Below are 21,911 nucleotides of genomic sequence, written 5' to 3'. Positions count from 1 at the left end.
CATGTTGGTGCGCCTCGTGCGCGAGCACCTCGAGCCCTACCGGACCTGGCTGCTGGCCGTGGTCGGCCTGCAGTTCGTCGGCACGGTGGCGGTGCTCTACCTGCCCAGCCTCAACGCCGACATCATCGACGAGGGCGTCGCCGTGGGCGACGTCGGCTACATCATGCGCACCGGTGGGGTGATGCTCGTCGTCGCCCTCGCACAGATCGCGTGCTCGGTCGCCGCCGTCTGGTTCTCCGCGCGTACGGCGATGGCCTTCGGCCGCGACCTGCGCGCCGCGATCTTCCACCGCGTGGGCTCGTTCAGCCAGCGTGAGCTCCAGCAGTTCGGCGCGCCGTCGCTGATCACCCGCGAGACCAACGACGTGCAGCAGGTGCAGATGCTCGTGCTGATGTCCTGCACGCTGATGGTGGCCGCGCCGATCATGATGGTGGGCGGCGTGTTCATGGCGATGCGCGAGGACTTCGGGCTCTCGTGGCTGCTCGCCGTGTGCATCCCGGCGCTGCTCGTCTCGGTGTCGCTGATCGTCGTGCGGATGGTGCCGAGCTTCCGCGCGATGCAGGAGAAGATCGACGAGGTCAACCGGCTGCTGCGCGAGCAGATCACCGGGGTGCGGGTCGTGCGGGCGTTCGTGCGCGAGGCCCACGAGACCGAGCGCTTCGCCGCCGCCAACGACGACCTCACGGCGGTCGCGCTGCGCGCCGGACGCTGGCAGGCGCTGCTGTTCCCGGTCGTCATCTTGATCCTGAACGCCTCGTCGGTCGCCGTCCTGTGGTTCGGCGGTCACCGCGTCGCGAGCGGCCAGATGGACGTCGGGTCGCTGACCGCGTTCCTCGCCTACCTCGTGCAGATCCTGATGTCGGTGATGATGGCGACCTTCATGATGATGATGATCCCGCGCGCGTCCGTGTGCGCCGAGCGGATCATGGAGGTGCTCGGCACGGAGACCTCGGTCGTCCCGCCCGCCGAGCCGGTGACCCTCGTGGGCGGGCGGGGCCGGCTCGAGCTCGACCACGTCGAGTTCACCTACCCGGGGGCCGACGTGCCCGTCGTGCGCGACGTGTCCTTCGCCGCGACGCCCGGCCAGACCGTGGCCATCATCGGCTCGACGGGCGCGGGCAAGAGCACGCTGGTCAACCTCGTGCCGCGCCTCTTCGACGCCACCGGCGGGCGGGTGCTCGTCGACGGCGTCGACGTGCGCAACCTCGACCCCGACGTGCTGTGGGGAGCGCTCGGACTGGTGCCGCAGAAGGCCTATCTCTTCTCCGGGACGGTCCGGAGCAACCTCCTGCACGGCAAGCCCGACGCGACCGACGACGAGCTGTGGCGCGCCCTCGAGATCGCCCAGGGCCGCGACTTCGTCGAGGCCATGCCCGAGGGCCTCGACGCCCCCATCACCCAGGGGGGCACCAACGTCAGCGGCGGGCAGCGGCAGCGGATCGCGATCGCCCGGGCGCTCGTACGGCGCCCCGGGATCTACCTCTTCGACGACTCGTTCTCCGCCCTCGACCTGGCGACCGACGCCCGGCTGCGCGCGGCGCTGAGACCCGAGACCCGCGATGCCACGGTGGTGATCGTGGCGCAACGCGTGTCCACCATCCGCGACGCCGACCTGATCCTCGTGATGGAGGACGGCGAGGTGGTCGGCCGGGGCACCCACGACGAGCTGCTGGCGGACTGCTCGACGTACCAGGAGATCGTCGCGTCCCAGCTGAGCGCGGAGGAGGCGGCATGACGAGCGACGGCAAGCTGAAGGAGACCGAGCGCGTGCAGGCCGGGCCGGGTGGCCCGGGGCGCGGACCGTTCGGCGGCGGCATGGTCGGCGGCAAGGCGTCGGAGTTCAAGCCGTCGGCCAAACGTCTGCTCGGGCGGCTGCGCCCGGAGCGTGCCAAGGCGTTCGCGGTGGTCGGCCTCGCCATCGGCAGCGTCTTCCTGATGTCGATCGGCCCCAAGGTGCTGGGCCGGGCCACCGACCTCATCTTCGCCGGCCTCCTCGGCAGCCAGCTGCCCGCCGGGAGCACGCGCGAGCAGGCGGTCCAGGCGCTGCGCGGCCAGGGCGAGGACCGCCGCGCCGACATGATCGAGTCGATGCGCGACCTGGTCCCGGGCCGGGGAGTCGACTTCGACGCCGTCGGCCGGGTGCTGCTGCTCGTCCTGGCCCTGTACGTCGCCGCGTCGCTGCTGGCCTGGCTGCAGGGCTACCTCCTCAACGACGTCGTGCAGAACACCGTGCGCCGGATGCGCGGCGACGTCGAGGACAAGGTCAACCGGCTGCCGCTGAGCTACTTCGACAAGCAGCCTCGCGGCGAGCTCCTCAGCCGGGTCACCAACGACATCGACAACGTGTCCCAGACCCTCAGCCAGACGATGAGCCAGCTGCTCACGTCGCTGCTGACGGTGGTCGGCGTGCTGGCGATGATGCTCTGGATCTCGCCGCTGCTGGCGCTGGTCGCGCTGGTGACGGTGCCGATCACGATGTGGGTCACCGGCGCGGTGATGAAGCGGTCCCAGGGGCTGTTCGTCGCGCAGTGGCGGCAGACGGGCGCCCTCAACGCGCACATCGAGGAGACGTTCTCCGGCCACGCGCTGGTGAAGGTCTTCGGTCGCCAGAAGGAGGTGGAGCGCACCTTCGACGAGCAGAACGACGCGCTCTTCCAGGCTTCCTTCGGCGCCCAGTTCGTCAGCGGGCTGATCATGCCGGTGATGATGTTCATCGGGAACCTCAACTTCGTCGTGATCGCCGTGCTGGGCGGGCTGCGCGTCGCCAGCGGGACGATGTCCCTGGGCGACGTACAGGCGTTCATCCAGTACTCCCGCCAGTTCACCCAGCCGCTGACGCAGGTCGCCTCGATGACCAACGTGCTGCAGTCGGGGGTGGCCTCGGCCGAGCGGGTCTTCGAGCTGCTCGACGCCGAGGAGCAGGTCCCCGACGCCCACGGCGCACCGGCGGACGAGAGCGAGCGGCGCGGTGAGGTCCGGTTCGAGGGCGTCTCCTTCTCGTACGACGAGGCGACGCCGCTGATCACCGACCTGTCGCTCGTGGCGCAGTCGGGTCACACCGTCGCGATCGTCGGCCCCACCGGGGCCGGCAAGACGACGCTGGTCAACCTGGTGATGCGGTTCTACGACCCGCAGGCCGGCCGGATCCTGCTCGACGGGGTCGACGTCACGTCGATGCCGCGGGGTGCGCTGCGCAGCCAGGTCGGCATGGTCCTGCAGGACACCTGGCTCTTCGCGGGCAGCATTCGCGACAACATCGCCTACGGCCGTCCGGGGGCGTCCGAGGCGGACATCCTCGAAGCGGCGGAGGCGACGTTCGTCGACCGCTTCGTGCACTCCCTGCCCGACGGCTACGACACGGTCATCGACGAGGAGGGGTCCAACCTCTCGGCCGGGGAACGTCAGCTGGTCACCATCGCGCGCGCCTTCCTGTCCGACCCGGCGCTGCTGATCCTGGACGAGGCGACGTCGTCGGTGGACACGCGCACCGAGCTGCTGCTGCAGCACGCGATGGCCGCCCTGCGCAGCGACCGCACGTCGTTCGTCATCGCGCACCGGCTCTCGACGATCCGCGACGCCGACCTGATCCTGGTGATGGAGGACGGCGCCATCGTCGAGCAGGGCACGCACGAGTCGCTGCTGGCCGACGACGGGGCCTACGCGCGGCTCTACAACGCCCAGTTCGCCGCGGCGACCACCTGACCGGCCTCAGGCGGCAGCAGGGGCGCGATCCTGGCTAGCTGCTCCTTCGAGACCCACGACGGGTTCGAGCCCTGGGGCATGCGCTGCACCTCGAGGTCGTCGATGCCGGCGGCGACCAGGGCGCCGGCCGGGACCGCGTCGGCGAGCAGAGGGATGTCGAGCGGCACCTCGCTGCCCCCGATGGTGTCGTCGCCGTCGTCATGGACCGGCCCCACGACGTGGCCGACGCCCCAGATGCCGCGAGCCAGCCGCCGTCCGTCGCCCGAGACCCACAAGAGGACGACGTCGCCCTCGGCCATCAGCCTCGACCGGTAGCCGCGAGCCACGCACCGACTGGTGACGCGCTGGCCACCGCGCTCGACGATGGCGGGCAGGTCGATGCCGGTGTCCGGAGCGGCCTTGATGAGCCAGGCGCCGAGGTTGTCTCGGGTGATGGTGCGGGCCATCGGGCCGTTCTACCACCTGGTGGGGATAAATCCCTTGGCCTCGTCGGCATCGCGCCGTACGGTTGTCCCACACGGAAAGGAGGTGGTCCGAGACATGAAGAACTTTCGGATGCGTGAGGTGACTGCTCGCTAGCAGCGCCTGCCAGTGGAAGGCGCGCGACCTGTTCGCAGGGTGCCGCTGGTAATCCACAAGCAGTTGCCCGACCCGCAGGTCCCCGGAGCTCATCCCCCGGGGAGTCCCACCTCCCGGCGATCCAGGTGGAGAGGGACAAGCCTGCGGGTCGCTGCTATTTCGCGGGCTCCGCTAGCTGGCGGGCTTCTCCGCGGGTGCCGCGATGTCGAGCACGGCGGTCTCCGCGTCGTCGGCACCGGCCGCTCGTGCTGCGGGAGGCGGCTTGAGGGCGAACTCCGTGAGCACGCTGAGCAGTGCCCAGCAGATCGCCACGGCGACGAGGTAGCGGATCAGCGCCTGGTCCAGCGGCAGCGACTGCTCGACCACCGTGTCGTAGATGGCCGGTGAGGTGACCAGGGCGGCGGCGCCCAGCACCATCGGCGACAGCGGGCTCATGAGGTCCTCATGCCATCACCGCGTGCGCCTCGACGGCGATGACACCGAGGGAGCGGACGTTGCCTGCCCCGAGGAGCTCGGGGTAGGAGAGCACGGGCAACCGGTCGAAGGTGGGCCGCACCATCCGCCGCAGAGCCGGGCGGATCTGCGGCGCACAGGTGAGCACCGGGCGCAGGTTCTGGTTCTCTGCCTCGGTGGCGAGCCGGGTGATGTCCATGAGCACCTGCTGTCCGAGGGTCGGGTCCAGGGCGATGACGGGGCCGTGCTCGGTGCCGCGCAAGGCTTCGAGCATCCGCTGCTCGAGCGCCGGCTCGAGGCTGATGACGTGCACGGTGCCGTCGGCGACGTACGGCGCGACGATGGCGGGCCCGAGGGTGTTGCGCGCCGCCTCCACGAGTGCGTCGAGGTCATGCGTGCTGGGTGCCTTCAGGGAGAGGGCCTCGAAGATCTGCACCAGGTCGCGGATCGAGACCTTCTCGTCGAGCAGCGACTGCAGCACTCGCTGCACCTCGCCGAGGCTGAGCTGCACGGGGGTGAGCTCCTCGATGACGATCGGGTGGCTGCGCTTGACCATGTCGGTCAGCACCCGCACGTCCTCGCGGCCGAGCAGTCGGGCCGCCTGGGTGGTGACGATCTCGGCCAGGTGCGTGGTGATGACGGACGCCCGGTCGACGACCGTGGCGCCACCGAGCTCGGCCTGGTGCCGCATGGACGCGGGGATCCACTTGGCCTCGAGGCCGAAGACCGGCTCGACCGTCGGCGTACCCGGCAACGCGCCGAGCATGTCGCCGATCGCCAGCACGGTGCCGGCCGGCGCCTCTCCGCGCGCGACCTCGACGCCGAAGAGCCTGATGGCGTAGTGGTGCATCGGCAGGTCGATGTTGTCGCGGGTGCGCACTGGGGGTACGACGATCCCGATGTCGCCGGCGACCTTGCGGCGCAGTGCCTTGACGCGGTCGAGCAGGTCACCGCCGGCGGCCGGGTCGACGAGGTCGATCATGTCGGCGGCCAGCTCCAGGCCGAGCGGGTCGACCAGGATCTCCGCTGCCAGCAGCTCGGGGGAGTCGGGGGAGGGCACCAGCTCCGCGGCGGCAGCAGCAGCGTCGGCCGCCGGGTCGGGCTTCTCCGGGACGCGTGTGGAGAAGAGCAGCATGATGCCGCCGGCGATCAGGAACGGGATCTTGGGCAGGCCGGGGATCAGGCACAGGGAGAACGCGGCGAAGCCCGACACCCGCAGCGGCATCTTGTTGGCGCCCATCTGGCGCAGGATGTCCGAGCCCATGTCGTCCTCGCCTGAGTTGCGCGTGACGATGAGGCCGGTGGCGACCGAGAGCAGCAGGGCGGGGATCTGGGAGACCAGGCCGTCGCCGATCGAGAGCAGGCTGTAGGTGTGGACGGCGTCGCCGAAGGACAGGCCCTTCTGCGCCATGCCGACGCCGAAGCCGCCGATGAGGTTGACCAGCGTGATCACGATGGCGGCCACCGCGTCGCCCTTGACGAACTTCGAGGCACCGTCCATCGCGCCGTAGAAGTCGGCCTCCTGGTGCACCTCGGTGCGCCGGCGCCGGGCCTCGTTCTCGTCGATCAGCCCGGAGTTGAGGTCGGCGTCGATGGCCATCTGCTTGCCGGGCATCGCGTCGAGGGTGAATCGGGCGCCGACCTCGGCCACCCGGCCGGCACCGTTGGTGATCACCACGAACTGGATGATCAGCAAGATGACGAAGACGATGAGGCCGACAATCAGGGAGCCGCCGACGACGAAGTGGCCGAACGTGTCGATCACCTTGCCGGCGTAGCCGTCGAGCAGGACCAGGCGGGTGGCGCTGACGTTGAGGGCCAGCCGGAAGAGGGTGAGCACGAGGATCACGGCGGGGAACGCCGCGAAGTCGAGCGGGCGGTGGACGAACATCGCGGTGAGCAGCACCAGCAGGGCCGCGGTGATGTTGAGCGCGATGAGCAGGTCCAGGACCATGGACGGCAGCGGGACGACCAGCATCACGACGATGAAGACGATCCCGACCGGGACAGCGAGCTGGGTCAAGCCTTTGCGGGGCACGGGGCTGCCTTTCAAGTCGCCGATACGGCGGCCATCCATGGCGCGTTCGAGACACCGTCCGTGTGTCCGGCACTCCTATCGGCCGCTGCCGGACCCACCTGAGGGATTCGGTCGACGAGGCCTCACCCGGGGCACCGGGGGCAGCTCGCCGGCCGCGCGCGGGGAGTTGTGCTCCCCGCCGGTCCGGCCGGAGTTGCGACGGCTGATGACGAAGGCGAGCACCTGGGCGACCGCGTTGAACAGCTCGGGCGGCACCTCCTGGCCCACCTTGGTGGAGCCGTAGAGCGCGCGTGCCAGCGGGACGTCGCGCACCAGCGGCACGCCGGCCTCGGTCGCCTTCGCGCGAATCTTCGTGGCCACCTCACCGGCGCCGCGGGCGACCACTCTGGGCGCGCCGCGCTCGGCGTCGTACTGCAGTGCGATCGCCACATGCGTCGGGTTGACGAGTACGACGTCTGCGGTCGGCACGTCCGACATCATCCGGTTGCGGGCGGCGGCGAGCTGGCGGGAGCGGATGGCGCTCTTGAGGAGGGGGTCGCCCTCGGTGTTCTTGTGCTCCTGCTTCACCTCCTGCTTGCTCATCCGGGTCTGCTTGCCCACCCGGCGCCGGGCCATCGCGTAGTCGGCGACGGCGAGCACCAGCCCGGCGACCGCGATGTTGCGGATCAGGCTCAGCGCGCTGCCGAAGAATTGGTCGATCACGATCGACATCGGGACCATGCCGCCGATCAGCGGCATGAGGGAGCGGATGGCCATGTAGACCAGGACGCCGACCAGGGCGCTCTTGATGACCATCTTGACGCCCTCCCACGCCGCCTGGGCGCCGAAGATCCGCTTGGCGCCCTGCAGCAGCGACAGCTTGGAGAGCTTCGGCTGCATCGACTTCGTCGCCAGGTAGAACCCGCCCTGCGAGAGCGTGGCGGCGACGCCGACGACCATCACGGCCGCGCCGAGGATCACCAGGGTGAAGAGCACGTGCCACAGCCCCTGACCGAGGATCTCGAGCGCCAGCGCACGGTCGACGTCGGCGGTCGCGGTGAGGGCGGTGGTCATCAGGTGGGTCAGCGCGCCCACCTCCCGGCTCATCAGCGGCGGCAGGGCCAGTCCGACCAGCAGCATCGAGGCCCAGCCGCCGAGCTCCTGGGTGCGGGGGACCTGCCCCTCCTTGCGCGACTGCTTGCGCTTGCGGTCGGTGGGCTTCTCAGTCTTCTCCTCGCTCATCAGGTGGCTCCCGCGATCGTGGCCATGGCCTCGTTGGAGAGCTCGACGAGCTGGGCGACCGCCTCCGGCAGGACCGGGAAGGACAGCCCCACGAGCAGCAGGGTCAGCCCGATCTTGGCCGGGAACATCACGTTGATGGCGTTGAGCTGCGGTGCGACCTTGGTGAGCAGCGCCAGACCCACGTCGGCGAGGAAGAGCACGGCGATCATCGGCAGCGCGATCTGCACGGCGGTGGCGAAGAACATCCGCATCGCCGTGGTGAGCATGCCGAGCCCGTTGGACACGTCGGGCGTGCCTCCCAGGGGCAGGATCTCGAACGTGCTGAGCAGGCCGCCCACGACGATCAGGTGCCCGCCGGTGGCGAACAGCAGCATCGTGCCGAGCATCTGCTGGAACTTGCCGAAGACGGTGTTCATGTTCATCGAGAGCGGGTCGTAGGCGGCGGCGAGCGCGAAGCCGCCGAACGTGTCGATCAGCGCGCCGGCGGTGGTGATGGCCGCGAAGAGCAGGAAGGTCACGAAGCCCATCGACACCCCGATCGCGACCTGGGTGACCACCGCGACGATGAATCCGAAGGTGTCGACCGGGATGGCGGAGTCGGCCAGCTCGGGCGCCACGGCCAGCGCCAGGCCGAGCGAGAGCACCACCTTCGCCATCGCCGGCACGGAGCGCGACGAGAACGGGGGTACGACGGCCATCCAGGCCACGATGCGCACCGAGGCCAGCAGCAGGGCCAGCGCGGGTTGCCCGTCGAGGGTGATGGTCATCGGTCGCCGGCCGTCAGGCGAGCATCGAGGGCAGCGCCTCGAACAGGTCGAGCGTGAAGGTGATGAGGGTGTGCAGCATCCAGTTGCCGCAGATCAGCAGGGCCACGCCCACGCCGATCAGCTTGGGGACGAAGGAGAGCGTGAACTCCTGGATCTGGGTCATCGACTGGAACAGCGAGATGGCGAAGCCGATGACGAGAGAGGTCAGCAGGATCGGCGCGGACAGCTTGAGCGAGACGAGCATGGTGCGCAGCGCGAGCTCGATGATGACGGTGTCGGTCATGAGGGCACGCCTATCCGTAGCTCGTGACGAGTGACTTGATGATCAGCGCCCAGCCGTCGACCAGGACGAACAGCAGCAGCTTGAAGGGAAGGGACACCATCACCGGCGGCATCATCATCATGCCGAGCGCCATCAGCGCCCCGCTCACGACGATGTCGATCACCAGGAAGGGGATGAAGATGATGAAGCCGATGATGAACGCCTGCTTCAGCTCCGACAGCACGAACGCCGGCACCAGGGTGCTCATCCCGACCTCGGAGCGGTCCTCGGGCAGGTCCCGGCCGGCGACGCTCGTGAGCAGCCTCAGCTCGTCGTCGCCCGACTGGTCGAGCATGAACGTGCGGAGCGGCTCGATGCCGTCCTGGTAGGCCTGGTTGGTGCCCTTGTCGCCGTCGAGATAGGGCTGGAGCCCGACGTCGTTCATCTGCGACAGCACCGGCCCCATGATGAACAGGCTCAAGAACAGCGCCAGCCCGGCCAGCACCTGGTTGTTGGGGATCTGCTGGAGGCCGAGCGCGTTGCGGGTCAGGCCCAGCACCACGAGGATCTTGGTGAAGCTGGTGCAGGTGAGCAGCAGCGCCGGCAGGAGCGACAGCAGCGTCATGGCGACCACGACGGTCACCGAGGTGCTCGGCTTGTCGGTCAGGCCCCCGAGGTCGATGCGCACCGACGTGTCGTTGGGACCCTGGGGGCCGCGGGGTCCGTCGGGAGCCATCGGCAGGGCGGCGGCCGCGGTCTCGAGGGTCGAGGCGGAGACCGAGGTCGACGGCACGGCGGCCGAGGCCGCGTCACCGAGGAGCGAGGACATCGCGAGGGGGAGGGCGGAGAGGCCAACCACCACGAGCAGCAGGAACCCGAGGCGCTGCAGACGGGTCATGACACCCGCCGGGTGGCAGCCTCGATGGCCTGCCGCCATGTCTGCGGGGAGAGGATCGAGCCTGCGACCGGCGTGGCCGGACGGCCGCCGGCGACCGCGTCATCCGCGTGGTCGAGCGCGATCGAGGCCTCGCCGGCCTTAGGCCGGAAGATGCTGGTCGGCTCGGGGATGTCGACCTCGTCGGGGTCGAGCTCGGTGAGCAGGCTGACCTGCTGGTCGGTGGTGCCGAGCACCAGGACCCGGTCGCCGACGGCGACCAGCGCCACCGAGCCGTTGCGGCTCAGCGACTGGCGGTGCAGCACCCGGATCGGTGAGCTGGCACCGCTGGTGAACCGCTTCGCGCTGAAGCGCGCGAGCAGCAGGAGGAGTCCGACCACGACCGCCAGGGAGAAGACGAGCCGGACAACGAGCTCAAGCACGACTCAGACCGCGGCCTTCTCGTCGACGATCTCGGTGACGCGCAGGCCGAAGTCCTCGTCGATCACGACGACCTCGCCGCGCGCGATCAGGCGTCCGTTGACCAGCAGGTCGGCGGGACTGCCGGCGGCGCGGTCGAGCTCGAGCACGGCGCCCGGCGCGAGCGCGAGCAGGTCGCGCACCGTCATCCGGGTGCGACCCAGCTCCACCGTCACCTCCATGTCGACGCCGTGCAGCAGCTCGATGCCCCGGGGAGGGACGTCGGCGGCGGCCGACACCGGGTGCACGGCAGCGGTTCCCGGCTCGGCCGCACCCTTCAGCAGGCTGGTCGGGACGAGCAGGGCGGCGATGACGTCGTCGGAGGCGGCCAGGCTGACGACGGTGAACGGCTCGCCGAGGTCGGCGACGACCTCCGCCGGAGACAGCTGGCGCCCCACCTCGGCACGGTGGCCCAGCGACGTGGCCGCGGCGTCGAACGCGGGCTGTACGGCGGCCGCCAGGTCGAGGCCCGCGACCGGGCTCGAGGAGAGGGCGTCGACCAGGTCGGCACCCACCAGGATGCCGATGCGGCCACCCCCGGAGACGCCGGCCACGGCGCCGCCTGCGAAGGACGCGGCGACGGCGTCGTCACCCACATGCGGTTCACCGGCGACGAGGGGGTGCACCGACGGCAGTACGCCGGCGGCTGCGGTGGCGGCGGCGACGGCCGCGGCGGTCGCCGTACCTGCGGGGGCCTCGGTGGTGGGCGCGGTCATCGGTTCTCCTTGGGGGTCGCGACGATGAGCGCCGCGAGTCGGTTGCGGGTTGCGCCGGCAGTGGCGTGGGCGAAGGGCGTGTCGTCGACGGCCACGTCGAGCGGCGCCGACGCGGGGTGCGTCAGCCGCAGCACGTCGCCGACCGCCACGTTGCTGAGGGCACCGGGATCCAGGCGCGTGCTGCGGAAACGCACCGCCACGTCGACCGGGACGTCGTTGAAGGCCTCGGCGAGCAGCTCGGCGGCGTGCGCGCGCTGGGTGCGCTCGCGGTCGGAGACCGGCGCCGGCGCGGCCGCCCGGGCCAGGTGGGGCTGCAGCCCGTTGAAGGGCAGGCAGATCGTCATCGGGGAGGTCCGGGTGTCGATGCGCAGGGAGAAGGTGCCCACGACCATCACGTCGGCGGCGCCTGCCACCTGGGCGAACTGGGGGCTGTACTCGATGCCGGTCACGGTCGGCGCCAGCTCCAGGATGCCGGCGAGGCTGTAGGTCATCTCGCCGAGGAGGCGCTCGACGAACGTGCGCACGATCGCGCCCTCGATGTCGGTCAGCGGGCGGACCGGCTGGTGGTCCATGCCCGGGCCGCCCAGCATGTGGTCGACGCAGGCCATCGTCGCCGGGAGCGGGATCTCGAGGACACCGTGCCCGGGCATGGGGTCGGCCGAGAACTTCGTGAGGTACGTCGGGGCGTTGAGCGAGTCGACGTACTCGGCGTAGCTGCGCTGGTCGATGGTCAGCAGCTGCACCTGGCACACGGTGCGCAGCGCCGAGGTGAAGACCGTCGTCGCCTGGCGCGCGAAGCCGTCGAAGCCCAGCTGCAGGATGCGGGAGTGCTCTCGGGAGAGCTGGATCGGACGCCGGAAGTCGTACGCCACGGCTGGCACCGTGCGGGCGCGACGGCGCGCGCGAGAGCCGACGGGCGTGCTCGCGGGAGCGGGCGCTGAGGGGTTCACGGAGGCCGTATCGGCCCCCATGGACTAGACCTGAGGAGAAACCTCCCTACTGCGTCACGAACTCGGTGAAGTACACGTCCAGCACGTCGTGGTGGTAGGCCTCCTTGAGTCGCTTGAGCAGCTCGGTCTTGAGGTCCTCCCGCTGCTTGCCGGTGTTGACCTCAGCCACCTCGCGGCCGCTGAAGAGGTCGATCGCGGCGTCGAGCGCCTTGCTGCCGTCGACCTCCTCGTGCACGTCGGCGGTGAGCTGGAGGGCCATCCCGAGGCGCAGGTAGTGGCCGCCCTCGAGGTTCAGCTGGATCGGCTCCAGGGCCACCGTCTCGCCCGGCTCGGGGGCCGGGGCGGCTGCGGGTGGCTTGAGGAGGAAGAACCAGGCGGCTGCGCCGACCACGACCAGCGCGAGCAGGATCAACAGCTTCTTCTTCTTGCCGCCCTTCTTCTTCGGCTCGTCCTCGGGTGCGGCCGCGGACGTGGCGTTGGGCGCCAGGTTGGTGACGCTCATGACTGTGCTCCTTGGGCTCCTGGATCGGGATCTTTGTCGACGACCTCGCGGATGAGCTCCCGGGTCTCGGCGGGCAGTGAGGTGAGGATGACGATGTCGACGCGCTTGTTGACGGCCTGGGAGCCGGGCTTCGAGGGGTCGACGAGCGGGCGCTCGTGGCCGAACGCGGACGCCGTGAGGCGCTGGCCGGGGATCCGCCACTTCTCACCGAGCCGTCGCAGCACGGTGACGGCGCGGGCGGCGGAGAGCTCCCAGTCGGTCGGGTAGAGCGCCGGCTTCACCTTCACCTGGTTGGTGTGGCCGTCGATCTGGAGCTTGTCCGGGATGTCCTTGAGCACCGGAGCCAGGGTGTCGACGACCTTCTGCCCGCGTGCGGTCAGGTTGGCGACGTTGGGGGCGAAGACGACGTGGCGCGACACCAGGCTGACGACCAGGCCGCGCTCGTCGATGGTGGTGCGGACGTCGTTCTCGAGGCCATGCGCCCGAAGGGCCTTCTGGAGGCGCTCGAGCACCTCCTCGAGCCGGCTGACCTCGGCCTGGGCGTCGGCGTACTTGCGCTGCTCCTGGAGGCGGTCGCTCTGGGCCACCGCGCGGGTGACCGCGTCTCGTGCCTCGGGCGCCATGTCGGCCGCCTGGGCCTGCGGCACGATCGACTCGGCCGCCGCGGAGCCGGGCTGCTCGAGGATCGACGCTCCGCCGTCGAGCATCGCCTCGGGCTGGCCGAATCCCGCGGCGAGGCCGCTCTTGAGCTCGTTGAACTTGCGCTGGTCGACGGCGCTCATCGCGAACATCACGATGAACAGCACCATCAGGAGGGTGACCATGTCGGCGTACGTGACGAGCCAGCGCTCGTGGTTGTCGTGCTCCTCCTCTATGACGCGCTTCTTGGCCATGTCAGGCCGCCTTCTTCGCAGCCGACTTGCCGGCCTGGTCCTCGGCGCCCTCGGGCAGCAGGGAGTAGAGCTTGGCCGCGACGACGCGCGGGTTGGAGCCGGACTGGATGGCGGCGACGCCCTCGATCACCAGCTCCATGCGGGTGACCTCGAGCTCGCTGAGGCGCTTGAGCCGGCTGGCGATCGGCAGCCACAGCACGTTGGCGGACATCACGCCCCACAGCGTGGCGATGAAGGCGGCCGCGATCAGGTGACCGAGCTCCTCGGGCTGGGCGAGGTTCTCCAGCACGTGCACCAGGCCCATGACGGTGCCGATGATCCCGATGGTCGGCGCGTAGGCACCGGCGTCGGCGAAGAACTTCGCTGCCTGCTTGTCGGCGGCGCGCTTGGCGTAGACCGACGACTCGAGGATCTCGCGGACCTCCTCGGGATCGGTGCCGTCGATGGCCATGCTCACGCCCCGGACGAGGAAGGGGTCGTCGATCTCGGCGGTCATCTCCTCCAGGGCCAGCAGGCCCTCGCGGCGGGCCTTGTCGGCCAGCGCGACCACGGTCGGGACCACCTCGTGGGCGGGCGGCACCTTGCTGGTGAAGGCGGTCTTGAGCGCGGCCATCGAGCGCTTGGTGTCGGGGATGGTGCTGCCGGCCATGCTGATCAGGAGCGTCGTGCCGAAGACGAGCAGCAGCGGGGGCAGCAGCATGAGGCTCATCGGGTTTCCACCCTCGAGCATGTTCGAGACGATGATGACGACGAAGGCCAGGCCGATGCCGACCGCGGATGCCGGGTCCATCAGAGCTCCCCGGCCTCGTCGCGGTCGGAGTCGTGGTCATCGCCCTCTGCGGCAGGGTGGGGGAGTACGGCGACCGCGGCCAGGTGCGGCGGCGCCGACCCGGGTGCGGGGGCCGGTGCCATCCGGCCGGCCAGCAGGGCGTGCGGGTTCTCGGCGACGAGGGCGGACAGCGCGATCGTCTCAGCCCGGTGCGCCCGGATGGCGGCCACGACCTCGGTCAGCGACTCGCACACGACGTACTTCTTGCCGTCGATCATGGTGATGACCGTGTCCGGCGTGCAGTCGGCGCGCTCGATCAGGTCGGAGTTCAGGGCGAACTCGGAGCCGGAGAGACGCGTGAGCGTGATCATCGGGTGCACCATCCTTGTGCTGTACCAGGAACCGTCCGTGGTTCCCTCGCACCGCTTCCATCGGCAGGGGCGCGGGGCACTTGAGGGAATCCGGGGTCGACCTGGGCTCGTCCTCGGGGGCGACCGGTCGCGTTTGCCGCCGTGCTCGGCCCGCGCTGCGCACCGCGAGGCTAGTGAGGCGCCGGCGTCGACCGACCCCAGCCGGCGTCCTTCGTGATCTCGTTCAGCAGCGGCAGGACGCGGTGACGGATCGGGGTCGAGACCGTGAAGGTGGACGTGGTCTTGCGCACCCCGTCGAGGTCCACGATCGCAGCTGTGAGGCGCTGCAGCTCCTCGAGTGATGCGATGGCGACGTGGACGAGCAGGTCCTCCCGGCCGGCCTGGATCCTGACTTCGAGCACCTCCGGCAGCCGGCGCAGTCCCGCGATGATGGCGGGCATCTCGCGTTGGTCGATCTCGAGGCTCACCAGAGCCTGGACCGACATGCCCACGACCGACAGGTCGATGATCGGCTGGAAGCCGATGAGGATGCCCTCCTCCTCGAGCCGACGCATCCGTTGCTGGATGGTGGCGCGACTCACCCCCAGCGCCGAGGCGAGCTCGGCGACTCCCACTCGGGCATTGTCGATGAGCCTCGACAACAGCTCGACGTCCAGCCGGTCGAGCGTTGGCATTGTGTAGACCTCCGGCTCGTTTCAGGGTGGCTAGCTTGGCAAAGCGTAACGTTGTATGAGGATGACTTGACGAGTTTGCCACGCTCTCAGAGACTTTGGATGGCAACTAGCACGACTAATGTCGAACAACTGTCACTTCCTGGCCCGATCGGAGCGTCTCTGTGCACCTTCCGCAGTACACCTCCCCTGGCCCTGGCCCTGGAGCTGGCCCTGGAGTTGGCGCTGGCGCCGGCGTCGAGGCACAGGCGTCCTACTCGGTCGCGGTGACGCTGTGCGGCCGAGATCCGTCGGTCCTCCTCGCCCTGGTCTCCGTCCTCCATCGACGGGGGGTGGAGGTGCTGACCGCCCAGCTGACGGCGCCCGTCGCCGACAGCAGGCGGTTCGACGCGACGATCACGACGACCGCTCGACAAGCCAGGACCGTGGCCGCGACCCTCGGCAACCTCATCCACGTGACCGACGTCGAGCTGGTGCCCGTGCGCAGGCTGAGCGCAGTCGTGCACGAGTCCGCCGGATAGAGCCCCGCCCCACTGCGCGCGCCGCCCTCGTCGACTGCCCAGCCGACGCCGGTCGTTCCCCTGCGGTCGGAGACCCCGCCGCGGTGGGGCGCGCGGAGACAAGATCCCGCCTACAGGCACAAGGAGCCCCGATGACCGATCTCAAGCACGAGGTCGTGGCCGACGCCGCGCCCAGCCGGACAGCACGAAGCCTTCGGCCGCCCCTGACCGCGCAGGAGCTCGAGACCGAGTGGACGCCGAGCCGGGTGGACGCGGTCCAGTTCGTGACGCCGGACGGCCAGCTCACCGAGCTGGGCCGCCGCTACGAGATGGACCTGGACCTGGTGCAGGTGCTCTACCGCGACATGGCCCGTGCCCGGCGCCTCGACCAGGAGGCGCTCGCCCTGCAGCGGCAGGGGGAGCTCGGCCTGTGGCTCCAGTCGTGGGGCCAGGAAGCGGCCCAGGTGGGCTCCATGCGCGCACTGCGAGAGGCCGACTGGGTCTTCCCCTCCTACCGCGAGCACCCGGCCGCGATGGTCCGCGGCGTGACGCCGGCCGAGCTGCTCAGCCAGTGGCGCGGGGCTACGCACGCGGGCTGGGACCCCGAGGATCACCGGTTCCACTTCTACTCCCTGGTCCTCGGCACCCAGACGTTGCACGCCACCGGCTACGCCATGGGCGCCAAGCTGGACGGTGGCCAGCACGTCGTCACCACCTACTTCGGCGACGGCGCCGCGAGCCAGGGCGACGTCAACGAGGCGTTCAACTGGGCGGCGGCCCGCAGCCTGCCCGTCCTCTTCATCTGCCAGAACAACCAGTGGGCCATCTCGACCCCCACAGAGCTCCAGTACGCCGCACCGCTGCACCAGCGCTCGGCAGGGTTCGGGCTGCGCAGCTTCTATGTCGACGGCAACGACGTCCTCGCAGTCCATGCCGTGACGCAGGCGGCGGCCGAGCTGGTCAGGTCGGGCGAGGGACCGGCGCTCATCGAGGCGGTCACCTTCCGGATGGCTGGGCACTCCACGTCCGACGACCCGAACCGCTATCGGGACCCGGCTGAGTTCGAGGCCTGGGAGGCCAAGGACCCCCTGCGCCGGGTCCGCACGCTGATGGACGGCCTCGGCGTCCCTCAGAGCTACTTCACCGACCTCGACGACGAGCTCGAGGAGCTGTCGCTCGAAGTCAGGGCCGCGTGCCGGGCCATCGAGGACCCCGACCTCGACGCCGCGTTCGCCCACGCCTACGCGGAGCCCCATCCGATGGTCGAGGAGGAACGTGCGGGGCGACGGCGCTACCTCGAGTCGATGGCGGGGGCCTGACGTGACCGCGGCGACCCAGGGTCCGTCGACCACGACCACGACCACGCTCACCCTCGGCAAGGCCGTCAACGCAGGTCTGCGCCGGGCGATGACCGAGGACGATCGCGTCATCGTCATGGGAGAGGACGTCGGTGCCCTCGGTGGCGTCTTCCGGGTGACCGACGGGCTTCAGAAGGAGTTCGGAGCGGATCGGGTCGTGGACTCGCCCCTCGCGGAGTCCGCCATCGTCGGCACGGCGATCGGGCTCGCTCTTCGGGGATACCGGCCCGTCTGCGAGATCCAGTTCGACGGATTCGTCTATCCGGCCTTCGACCAGATCGTGTCCCAGCTGGCGAAGATGCGAGCGCGGTCTGCCGGGCGCGTGAAGCTCCCCGTGGTCATCCGGATCCCGGTCGGGGGCGGCATCGGCGCGGTCGAGCACCACAGTGAGTCCAACGAGGCCTACTTCGCCCATACGGCCGGGCTGCGGGTGGTCTCCTGCTCGAGCCCGGCGGACGCCTACCGCATGATGCGCGCCGCGATCCGCAGTGACGACCCGGTGATCTTCTACGAGCCGAAGCGTCGCTACTGGGACAAGGGCGAGGTGGACCTCGAGGCCGAGCCCGCGTCGCTCGATCGCGCCCGTGTCTGGCGGACCGGCACCGATGTCACTCTCGTGGCTCACGGCCCCACTGTGAAGACCGCCCTGGCCGCCGCCGACGCTGCCGCGGAGGACGGGTTCTCGGTGGGAGTCGTAGACCTGCGCACGCTCGCCCCACTCGATGTCCCGGCGTTGCGGCGGTGTGCCGAGGTCACCGGCCGGATGGTCGTGGTCCACGAGGCATCGACCTATCTGGGGATCGGCGCCGAGATCGCCGCCACGGTGACGGAGGCCTGCTTCTACGCCCTCAAGGCACCGGTCCTGCGGGTCGGGTCCTACAACCTGCCCTACCCACCCGCGAAGGTCGAGGACGACTTCCTCCCCGATGTCGACCGCGTGCTCGATGCGATCGACCGAGCACTGTCGTTCTGATCGGGACGTCGTGTCCACGCACCTCCTCTCCCGAACAGAGGCACGAGCATGAGCGAATCGCAGGCATTCAAGCTGCCCGACGTCGGTGAGGGACTCACCGAGGCAGAAGTCGTGGCGTGGCACGTCGCGGTCGGGGACGAGGTCGAGATCAACGACGTGCTCGTCGACATCGAGACCGCCAAGTCGGTCGTGGAGCTGCCGTCCCCGTTCGCGGGAGTCGTGGAGCAGATCCTGGTCGACGCCGGCGCCACCGCAGACGTGGGCACGCCCCTCATCGTGATCGGTGATGGCACGCCGACGGCTCCGGCCGACGCCACCGAGCCGGACGAGAAGCCGCAGGTGCTGGTCGGGCCGGGGCCGAAGGAGGCAGCGGGTCGGCTACGGCGGCTCGGCGCGACGCGCAGTGCGGCCGGCGGCCCGTCGCCCGCCGGCTCTCCCGGTGCTGTGACCGACGGCGCCGAAGGGAACCGCGCGCGGACCACGCCGCCCGTGCGGATGCTCGCGCGCACCCTCGGCGTCGATCTCGAGGCACTCGCTCGCCCCGGGGCTCTGATCACGGCAGAGGATGTGGAACGCGCTTCCGCGCCCAGCCCGGAGCAGCCTGCATTGCTTCGCCAGGACGAGGATCCGCGGGAGACGCGCATCCCCGTGAAGGGGGTGCGCAAGGCGACCGCCGAGGCGATGGTGCGGTCGGCCTTCACCGCTCCCCATGTGACCGAGTGGCTGACCGTCGACGTCACTCGGTCGATGGAGCTGGTGCGTCGGCTCAAGAAGGATCGTGCCTGGCACGGGGTGCGGGTGAACCCGCTCCTGCTGGTCGCCCGCGCCTTCGTGCTGGCAGTACGGGCCTACCCCGAGATCAACGCGAGCTGGGACGACAGCACGCACGAGATCGTGCGGAAGGACTTCGTCAATCTCGGCATCGCGGCCGCCACGCCGCGCGGCCTGCTGGTGCCGAACATCAAGGACGCGCACGCACTGCGGCTCCCGGCGCTGGCCGATGCTCTCGAGCAGCTCATCGAGACGGCGAGGGCGGGCAGGACGCAGCCCGGCGACCTGAGGGGCGGAACCGTCACTATCACGAACATCGGCGCCTTGGGCGTCGACGGCGGCACCCCGATCCTGAACCCCGGGGAGTCCGCGATCCTGGCGTTCGGTGCCGTCCGGCGGCAGCCCTGGGTCGTCGACGACGAGATCCAGATCCGCGAGGTCGCTCAGCTCGCCCTGTCGTTCGACCATCGCCTGGTGGACGGCCAGCTGGGGTCCGCCGTGCTCGTCCGCACCGGTGAGATCCTTGCGGATCCGAGCAACGCGATGCTGTCCGCGTAGGCGCAACCCGTGGTCGTCGACCGGATGAAGCGCGTCGGCCAGACCGCGGCTGGGGCCGAGCTCAAGGTTAGCCTCCGGTCGTGCCCTGCCTCTCCGCGAGATCGTCAGGATGCAGCATCGCCCCGAGGGCCGGCCGATCCTCCGCGGAGACATATCCGTTGTAGTAGTCGTAGAGGTTGCGGCACGAGATGCGGGACGCCGCGGTGCCGTCCCCGTCCCGGATGGCGGCCAGCACCTCGCGGTGGTGCTCCAACGACTCCAGCATCAGGGCCTTGCTGTTCTGGGAGCTCGCGACCTTGTCGGAGATCAGGGTGACGACCACCGAGCGCACGACGTCGTTGCACACCGGCAGCAGGGCGTTGCGGGTAGCGGCCGCGATCGCGTCGTGAAAGGCGATGTCGGCCTCGCCGAAGGCTTCGTACCCCGCGTCGATCGCATCGGCCATCGCAGCTATCCGCTGCTCCATCACCTCGAGCTCGGCATCCGTGCGCAGCTGCGCGGCGAGCTGACTGCCGCAACCGTCCAGGATCATCCTGAACGTGATGAGCGACGCGGTGTTCAGGCCCTCGGAGTTCAGCATGCGGGTCAGCTGCTTCTGCAGAGTCACAGGCGAGAAGGGGAGGATCTCGGGACCGTTGGGGTCCCCGGGACGCGACCGCACCACCCCGTTGCTCTCGAGCACGCGCAGCGCCTCCCGGACGGTCGGTCGGCTCGTCCCGAACTGGACGACCAGCTCACGTTCGCTGGGAAGGCGGGCGCCGGGTTGCAGCTCCCCGCGAGCGATCGCGTCCTCGATCTGCTCCACGATCCGTTGATACAGCCGAACCGACTTCACCTGCTCGAACTTCTTGTGAGTGCTCATCGGCGTTCCTGTGTCTGTGCGTGGTGCGCGGACCAATGGGACGGTACGACCTGATCGCTGGGCCAGGCGGGAGCCGCGCTTGGGGGTCGAGCCTGCTCGTACCACTCCGAGGCTCTGAGCACGCCGGCATCGTCGAACCTGCGACCTGCGAGCTGGACCCCGATGGGCCGACGGTCGTCGGTGAAGCCACAGTTGACGGAGACCGCGGGCTGCCCGGACAGACTGTAGGGCGCCGTGAACCCGATGTGATGCATCGTCGCCTGGTCGCCGTGGTACGGCATCGGCTCCTCGGCCGCGAAGGCATTGACGGGCGCAACCGGGGAGAGGACGACGTCGAAGCGCTCCGTCGCGCGCGTGGTCAGCTGCTGGATCTCCATGATCGCCTGGTAGCAGCGCATCACGTCGGCCCCGGAGGTGTCCGAGCCGGCCGTGCACCAGTTGGCGACGTAGGGCAGGACCCTGTTCCGCGCCTCCGGGCCGAGGGCGCGGTGGTCGACCCACGAACGCACCCGCCAGAACAGGTCGAGGGCGTCCAGCAGCTCCTGCGACATGAAGGGGAGCAGTGGTTCCACGACGGCGCCGGCCCCCTCGAAGACGCGGGCACACTCCTCCACCGCGGCGCGCACGACGGGATCGGTCGGTCCGCCGCATCCGGCGTCCAGCAGCAGTCCCACGCGAAGGCCCTGGGGATCCCAGTCGCGCTCGTTCCAGTCGATCTCCGCAGGAGGAAGGGCCGTGTAGTCGACGGGATCGAATCCCGCGACGATCTCCATGATGGCCGTCAGCTCGCGGACCGTGCGGGCCATCGGTCCCACGACCCGGGCGAGATAGGGGGAGTCGAGTGGGACTCGGCCGAAGCTCGGCTTGAGGCCGCACAGTCCCAGCCAAGCACTGGGCAGACGGATCGATCCGCCGATGTCGGTCCCCATGTGGATCGGCCCGTACCCACCGGCTGCCGCGGCTCCCGCTCCGGAGCTCGATCCACCCGTGGTCCACCGGAGGTCGAGGGGGCTTCTCGTGACGCCGTGCAGGCTCGAGACGCCGGAGGACAGCATTCCCCAGTCGGGCATCACCGTCGAACCCAGCAGCACCAGGCCGGCCCGTTCGACTCGCAGGGTCGTCGGCGCGGACCGGTCGGGCGTCTTCGGGGTCACGCCCGCGTTCCCGAACGCCATCGGCACGCCGACCCTGGCGATGTTCTCCTTGAGAGTGATCGGAACCCCGTCGAGGGCGCTGAGTGGCGTGCCGTCCCTCCACCGCTGCTCGCTCGCCTCGGCTGAGGCGCGAGCGTCCTCGAGCGATCGGACGTGGAACGCGTTGAGGTAGGGCTCTCGAGCCTCGACCACCGTGTGCACGGCGTCGACGACCTCGACCGGGGAGAGGTCACGGGAGCGGAACCGCTCGCCCATCGTCAGGGCATCGAGATAGGCCAGGTCGAGAGAGTGCGTCACCACCAACCAGCCTCCCCGTCTCCTCGGCTATCCGCTGTCGGTCGTCGACACAGCGTACGGCTAGTTCACTGGACAGACCAGTAGTAAGTTTTCGGGGTCAACTCATTGACCGGCACCGATCGCCATGTCAGGGTGATGTGCACCACTAAGTGTGCTGGCCTGACCAGTTAGCACGAGCGAAAGGCGTGTC

General features: G+C 69.9%; 23 protein-coding genes. 6 read left to right on the top strand and 17 right to left on the bottom strand.

The genetic code is table 11. The features are described from left to right. The first annotated feature begins 1 nt into the window (after nt 1). The gene (locus ACP7BP_RS03120; RefSeq protein ID WP_426242391.1) at nt 2–1,735 is read left to right on the top strand and encodes an ABC transporter ATP-binding protein; all 1,734 of its coding nucleotides are present in this window, start codon (nt 2–4) and stop codon (nt 1,733–1,735) included. Continuing rightward, nucleotides 1,732–3,702 carry an ABC transporter ATP-binding protein gene (locus ACP7BP_RS03115; protein ID WP_426242389.1) on the top strand — a complete coding sequence of 657 codons (1,971 nt, stop codon included), beginning with the start codon at nt 1,732–1,734 and terminating at the stop codon, nt 3,700–3,702. The genes ACP7BP_RS03120 and ACP7BP_RS03115 overlap by 4 nt, the downstream gene beginning before the upstream one ends. On the opposite strand, the gene ACP7BP_RS03110 is transcribed toward ACP7BP_RS03115, so the two are convergent. The 15 genes from ACP7BP_RS03110 to ACP7BP_RS03040 form a co-directional block, all read right to left on the bottom strand. Beyond that, on the bottom strand, nt 3,669–4,148 hold the full coding sequence (locus tag ACP7BP_RS03110) for a hypothetical protein (RefSeq protein WP_426242387.1): 480 nt from the start codon (nt 4,146–4,148) through the stop codon (nt 3,669–3,671). The genes ACP7BP_RS03115 and ACP7BP_RS03110 overlap by 34 nt on opposite strands. A 304-nt stretch (nt 4,149–4,452) precedes the next feature. Then, complete coding sequence (locus ACP7BP_RS03105; RefSeq protein WP_426242385.1) at nt 4,453–4,716, bottom strand: hypothetical protein; 264 nt, start codon at nt 4,714–4,716, stop codon at nt 4,453–4,455. Between the two features lie 7 nt (nt 4,717–4,723). Continuing rightward, a complete protein-coding gene (flhA, locus tag ACP7BP_RS03100) occupies nt 4,724–6,772 on the bottom strand; it encodes a flagellar biosynthesis protein FlhA (RefSeq protein ID WP_426242383.1) in 2,049 nt (682 codons plus the stop codon). Nucleotides 6,773–6,847: 75 nt separating this feature from the next. Then, nucleotides 6,848–7,993 carry an EscU/YscU/HrcU family type III secretion system export apparatus switch protein gene (locus ACP7BP_RS03095; RefSeq protein WP_426242381.1) on the bottom strand — a complete coding sequence of 382 codons (1,146 nt, stop codon included), beginning with the start codon at nt 7,991–7,993 and terminating at the stop codon, nt 6,848–6,850. Continuing rightward, complete coding sequence (locus ACP7BP_RS03090) at nt 7,993–8,760, bottom strand: flagellar biosynthetic protein FliR (protein WP_426242379.1); 768 nt, start codon at nt 8,758–8,760, stop codon at nt 7,993–7,995. The genes ACP7BP_RS03095 and ACP7BP_RS03090 overlap by 1 nt, the downstream gene beginning before the upstream one ends. Before the next feature lie 13 nt (nt 8,761–8,773). Next, nucleotides 8,774–9,043, bottom strand: coding sequence for a flagellar biosynthetic protein FliQ (locus ACP7BP_RS03085; RefSeq protein WP_426242378.1), 270 nt, complete (start codon nt 9,041–9,043; stop codon nt 8,774–8,776). A 10-nt stretch (nt 9,044–9,053) separates the two neighbouring features. Further along, complete coding sequence (fliP, locus tag ACP7BP_RS03080; RefSeq protein WP_426242376.1) at nt 9,054–9,920, bottom strand: flagellar type III secretion system pore protein FliP; 867 nt, start codon at nt 9,918–9,920, stop codon at nt 9,054–9,056. Beyond that, nucleotides 9,917–10,339, bottom strand: a complete 423-nt coding sequence (fliO, locus tag ACP7BP_RS03075) for a flagellar biosynthetic protein FliO (protein WP_426242374.1) — start codon at nt 10,337–10,339, stop codon at nt 9,917–9,919. Before fliO ends, fliP begins: the two co-directional genes overlap by 4 nt. 3 nt (nt 10,340–10,342) lie before the next feature. Beyond that, nucleotides 10,343–11,092 carry a flagellar motor switch protein FliN gene (fliN, locus tag ACP7BP_RS03070; protein WP_426242372.1) on the bottom strand — a complete coding sequence of 250 codons (750 nt, stop codon included), beginning with the start codon at nt 11,090–11,092 and terminating at the stop codon, nt 10,343–10,345. Further along, on the bottom strand, nt 11,089–11,964 hold the full coding sequence (locus ACP7BP_RS03065; protein ID WP_426242370.1) for a flagellar motor switch protein FliM: 876 nt from the start codon (nt 11,962–11,964) through the stop codon (nt 11,089–11,091). The genes fliN and ACP7BP_RS03065 overlap by 4 nt, the downstream gene beginning before the upstream one ends. 124 nt (nt 11,965–12,088) lie before the next feature. Then, entirely contained in the window at nt 12,089–12,544 is a 456-nt protein-coding gene (locus tag ACP7BP_RS03060; RefSeq protein WP_426242368.1) for a flagellar basal body-associated FliL family protein, read from the bottom strand. After that, nucleotides 12,541–13,437, bottom strand: coding sequence for an OmpA/MotB family protein (locus ACP7BP_RS03055; RefSeq protein WP_426242366.1), 897 nt, complete (start codon nt 13,435–13,437; stop codon nt 12,541–12,543). Before ACP7BP_RS03055 ends, ACP7BP_RS03060 begins: the two co-directional genes overlap by 4 nt. A gap of 1 nt (nt 13,438) precedes the next feature. Further along, nucleotides 13,439–14,227 (bottom strand): flagellar motor protein, encoded by a 789-nt coding sequence (locus ACP7BP_RS03050; protein ID WP_426242364.1) that lies wholly within the window; start codon nt 14,225–14,227, stop codon nt 13,439–13,441. Next, a complete protein-coding gene (locus ACP7BP_RS03045) occupies nt 14,227–14,577 on the bottom strand; it encodes a flagellar FlbD family protein (protein ID WP_426242362.1) in 351 nt (116 codons plus the stop codon). Before ACP7BP_RS03045 ends, ACP7BP_RS03050 begins: the two co-directional genes overlap by 1 nt. A gap of 170 nt (nt 14,578–14,747) precedes the next feature. Then, the gene (locus tag ACP7BP_RS03040; protein ID WP_426242360.1) at nt 14,748–15,251 is read right to left on the bottom strand and encodes an Lrp/AsnC family transcriptional regulator; all 504 of its coding nucleotides are present in this window, start codon (nt 15,249–15,251) and stop codon (nt 14,748–14,750) included. Nucleotides 15,252–15,580: 329 nt separating this feature from the next. Between ACP7BP_RS03040 and ACP7BP_RS03035 the strand changes: the two genes are divergently transcribed. The 4 genes from ACP7BP_RS03035 (at nt 15,581) to ACP7BP_RS03020 (ending at nt 19,408) form a co-directional block, all read left to right on the top strand. Next, nucleotides 15,581–15,769 carry a hypothetical protein gene (locus ACP7BP_RS03035; RefSeq protein ID WP_426242358.1) on the top strand — a complete coding sequence of 63 codons (189 nt, stop codon included), beginning with the start codon at nt 15,581–15,583 and terminating at the stop codon, nt 15,767–15,769. Between the two features lie 131 nt (nt 15,770–15,900). Then, nucleotides 15,901–17,067: a thiamine pyrophosphate-dependent enzyme gene (locus tag ACP7BP_RS03030; RefSeq protein WP_426242356.1), complete on the top strand. Its 1,167-nt coding sequence runs from the start codon at nt 15,901–15,903 to the stop codon at nt 17,065–17,067. 1 nt (nt 17,068) lies between these two features. Continuing rightward, nucleotides 17,069–18,079 carry an alpha-ketoacid dehydrogenase subunit beta gene (locus ACP7BP_RS03025; RefSeq protein WP_426242354.1) on the top strand — a complete coding sequence of 337 codons (1,011 nt, stop codon included), beginning with the start codon at nt 17,069–17,071 and terminating at the stop codon, nt 18,077–18,079. A gap of 48 nt (nt 18,080–18,127) precedes the next feature. Beyond that, nucleotides 18,128–19,408, top strand: a complete 1,281-nt coding sequence (locus ACP7BP_RS03020; RefSeq protein ID WP_426242352.1) for a dihydrolipoamide acetyltransferase family protein — start codon at nt 18,128–18,130, stop codon at nt 19,406–19,408. Between the two features lie 67 nt (nt 19,409–19,475). Here ACP7BP_RS03020 and ACP7BP_RS03015 read toward each other — a convergent pair whose 3' ends face one another. Both ACP7BP_RS03015 and ACP7BP_RS03010 read right to left on the bottom strand, forming a co-directional pair. Continuing rightward, the gene (locus ACP7BP_RS03015) at nt 19,476–20,270 is read right to left on the bottom strand and encodes a FadR/GntR family transcriptional regulator (protein ID WP_426242350.1); all 795 of its coding nucleotides are present in this window, start codon (nt 20,268–20,270) and stop codon (nt 19,476–19,478) included. After that, the gene (locus tag ACP7BP_RS03010) at nt 20,267–21,721 is read right to left on the bottom strand and encodes an amidase (RefSeq protein WP_426242348.1); all 1,455 of its coding nucleotides are present in this window, start codon (nt 21,719–21,721) and stop codon (nt 20,267–20,269) included. Before ACP7BP_RS03010 ends, ACP7BP_RS03015 begins: the two co-directional genes overlap by 4 nt. Nucleotides 21,722–21,911: the final 190 nt, after the last annotated feature.

Origin of the sequence: Nocardioides sp. LHG3406-4, from assembly GCF_049897745.1 — a bacterium.
Lineage (GTDB): Bacteria > Actinomycetota > Actinomycetes > Propionibacteriales > Nocardioidaceae > Nocardioides.
Note: the sequence above shows the minus strand (reverse complement) of the source record. Positions and strands in the feature narration are given on the sequence as shown.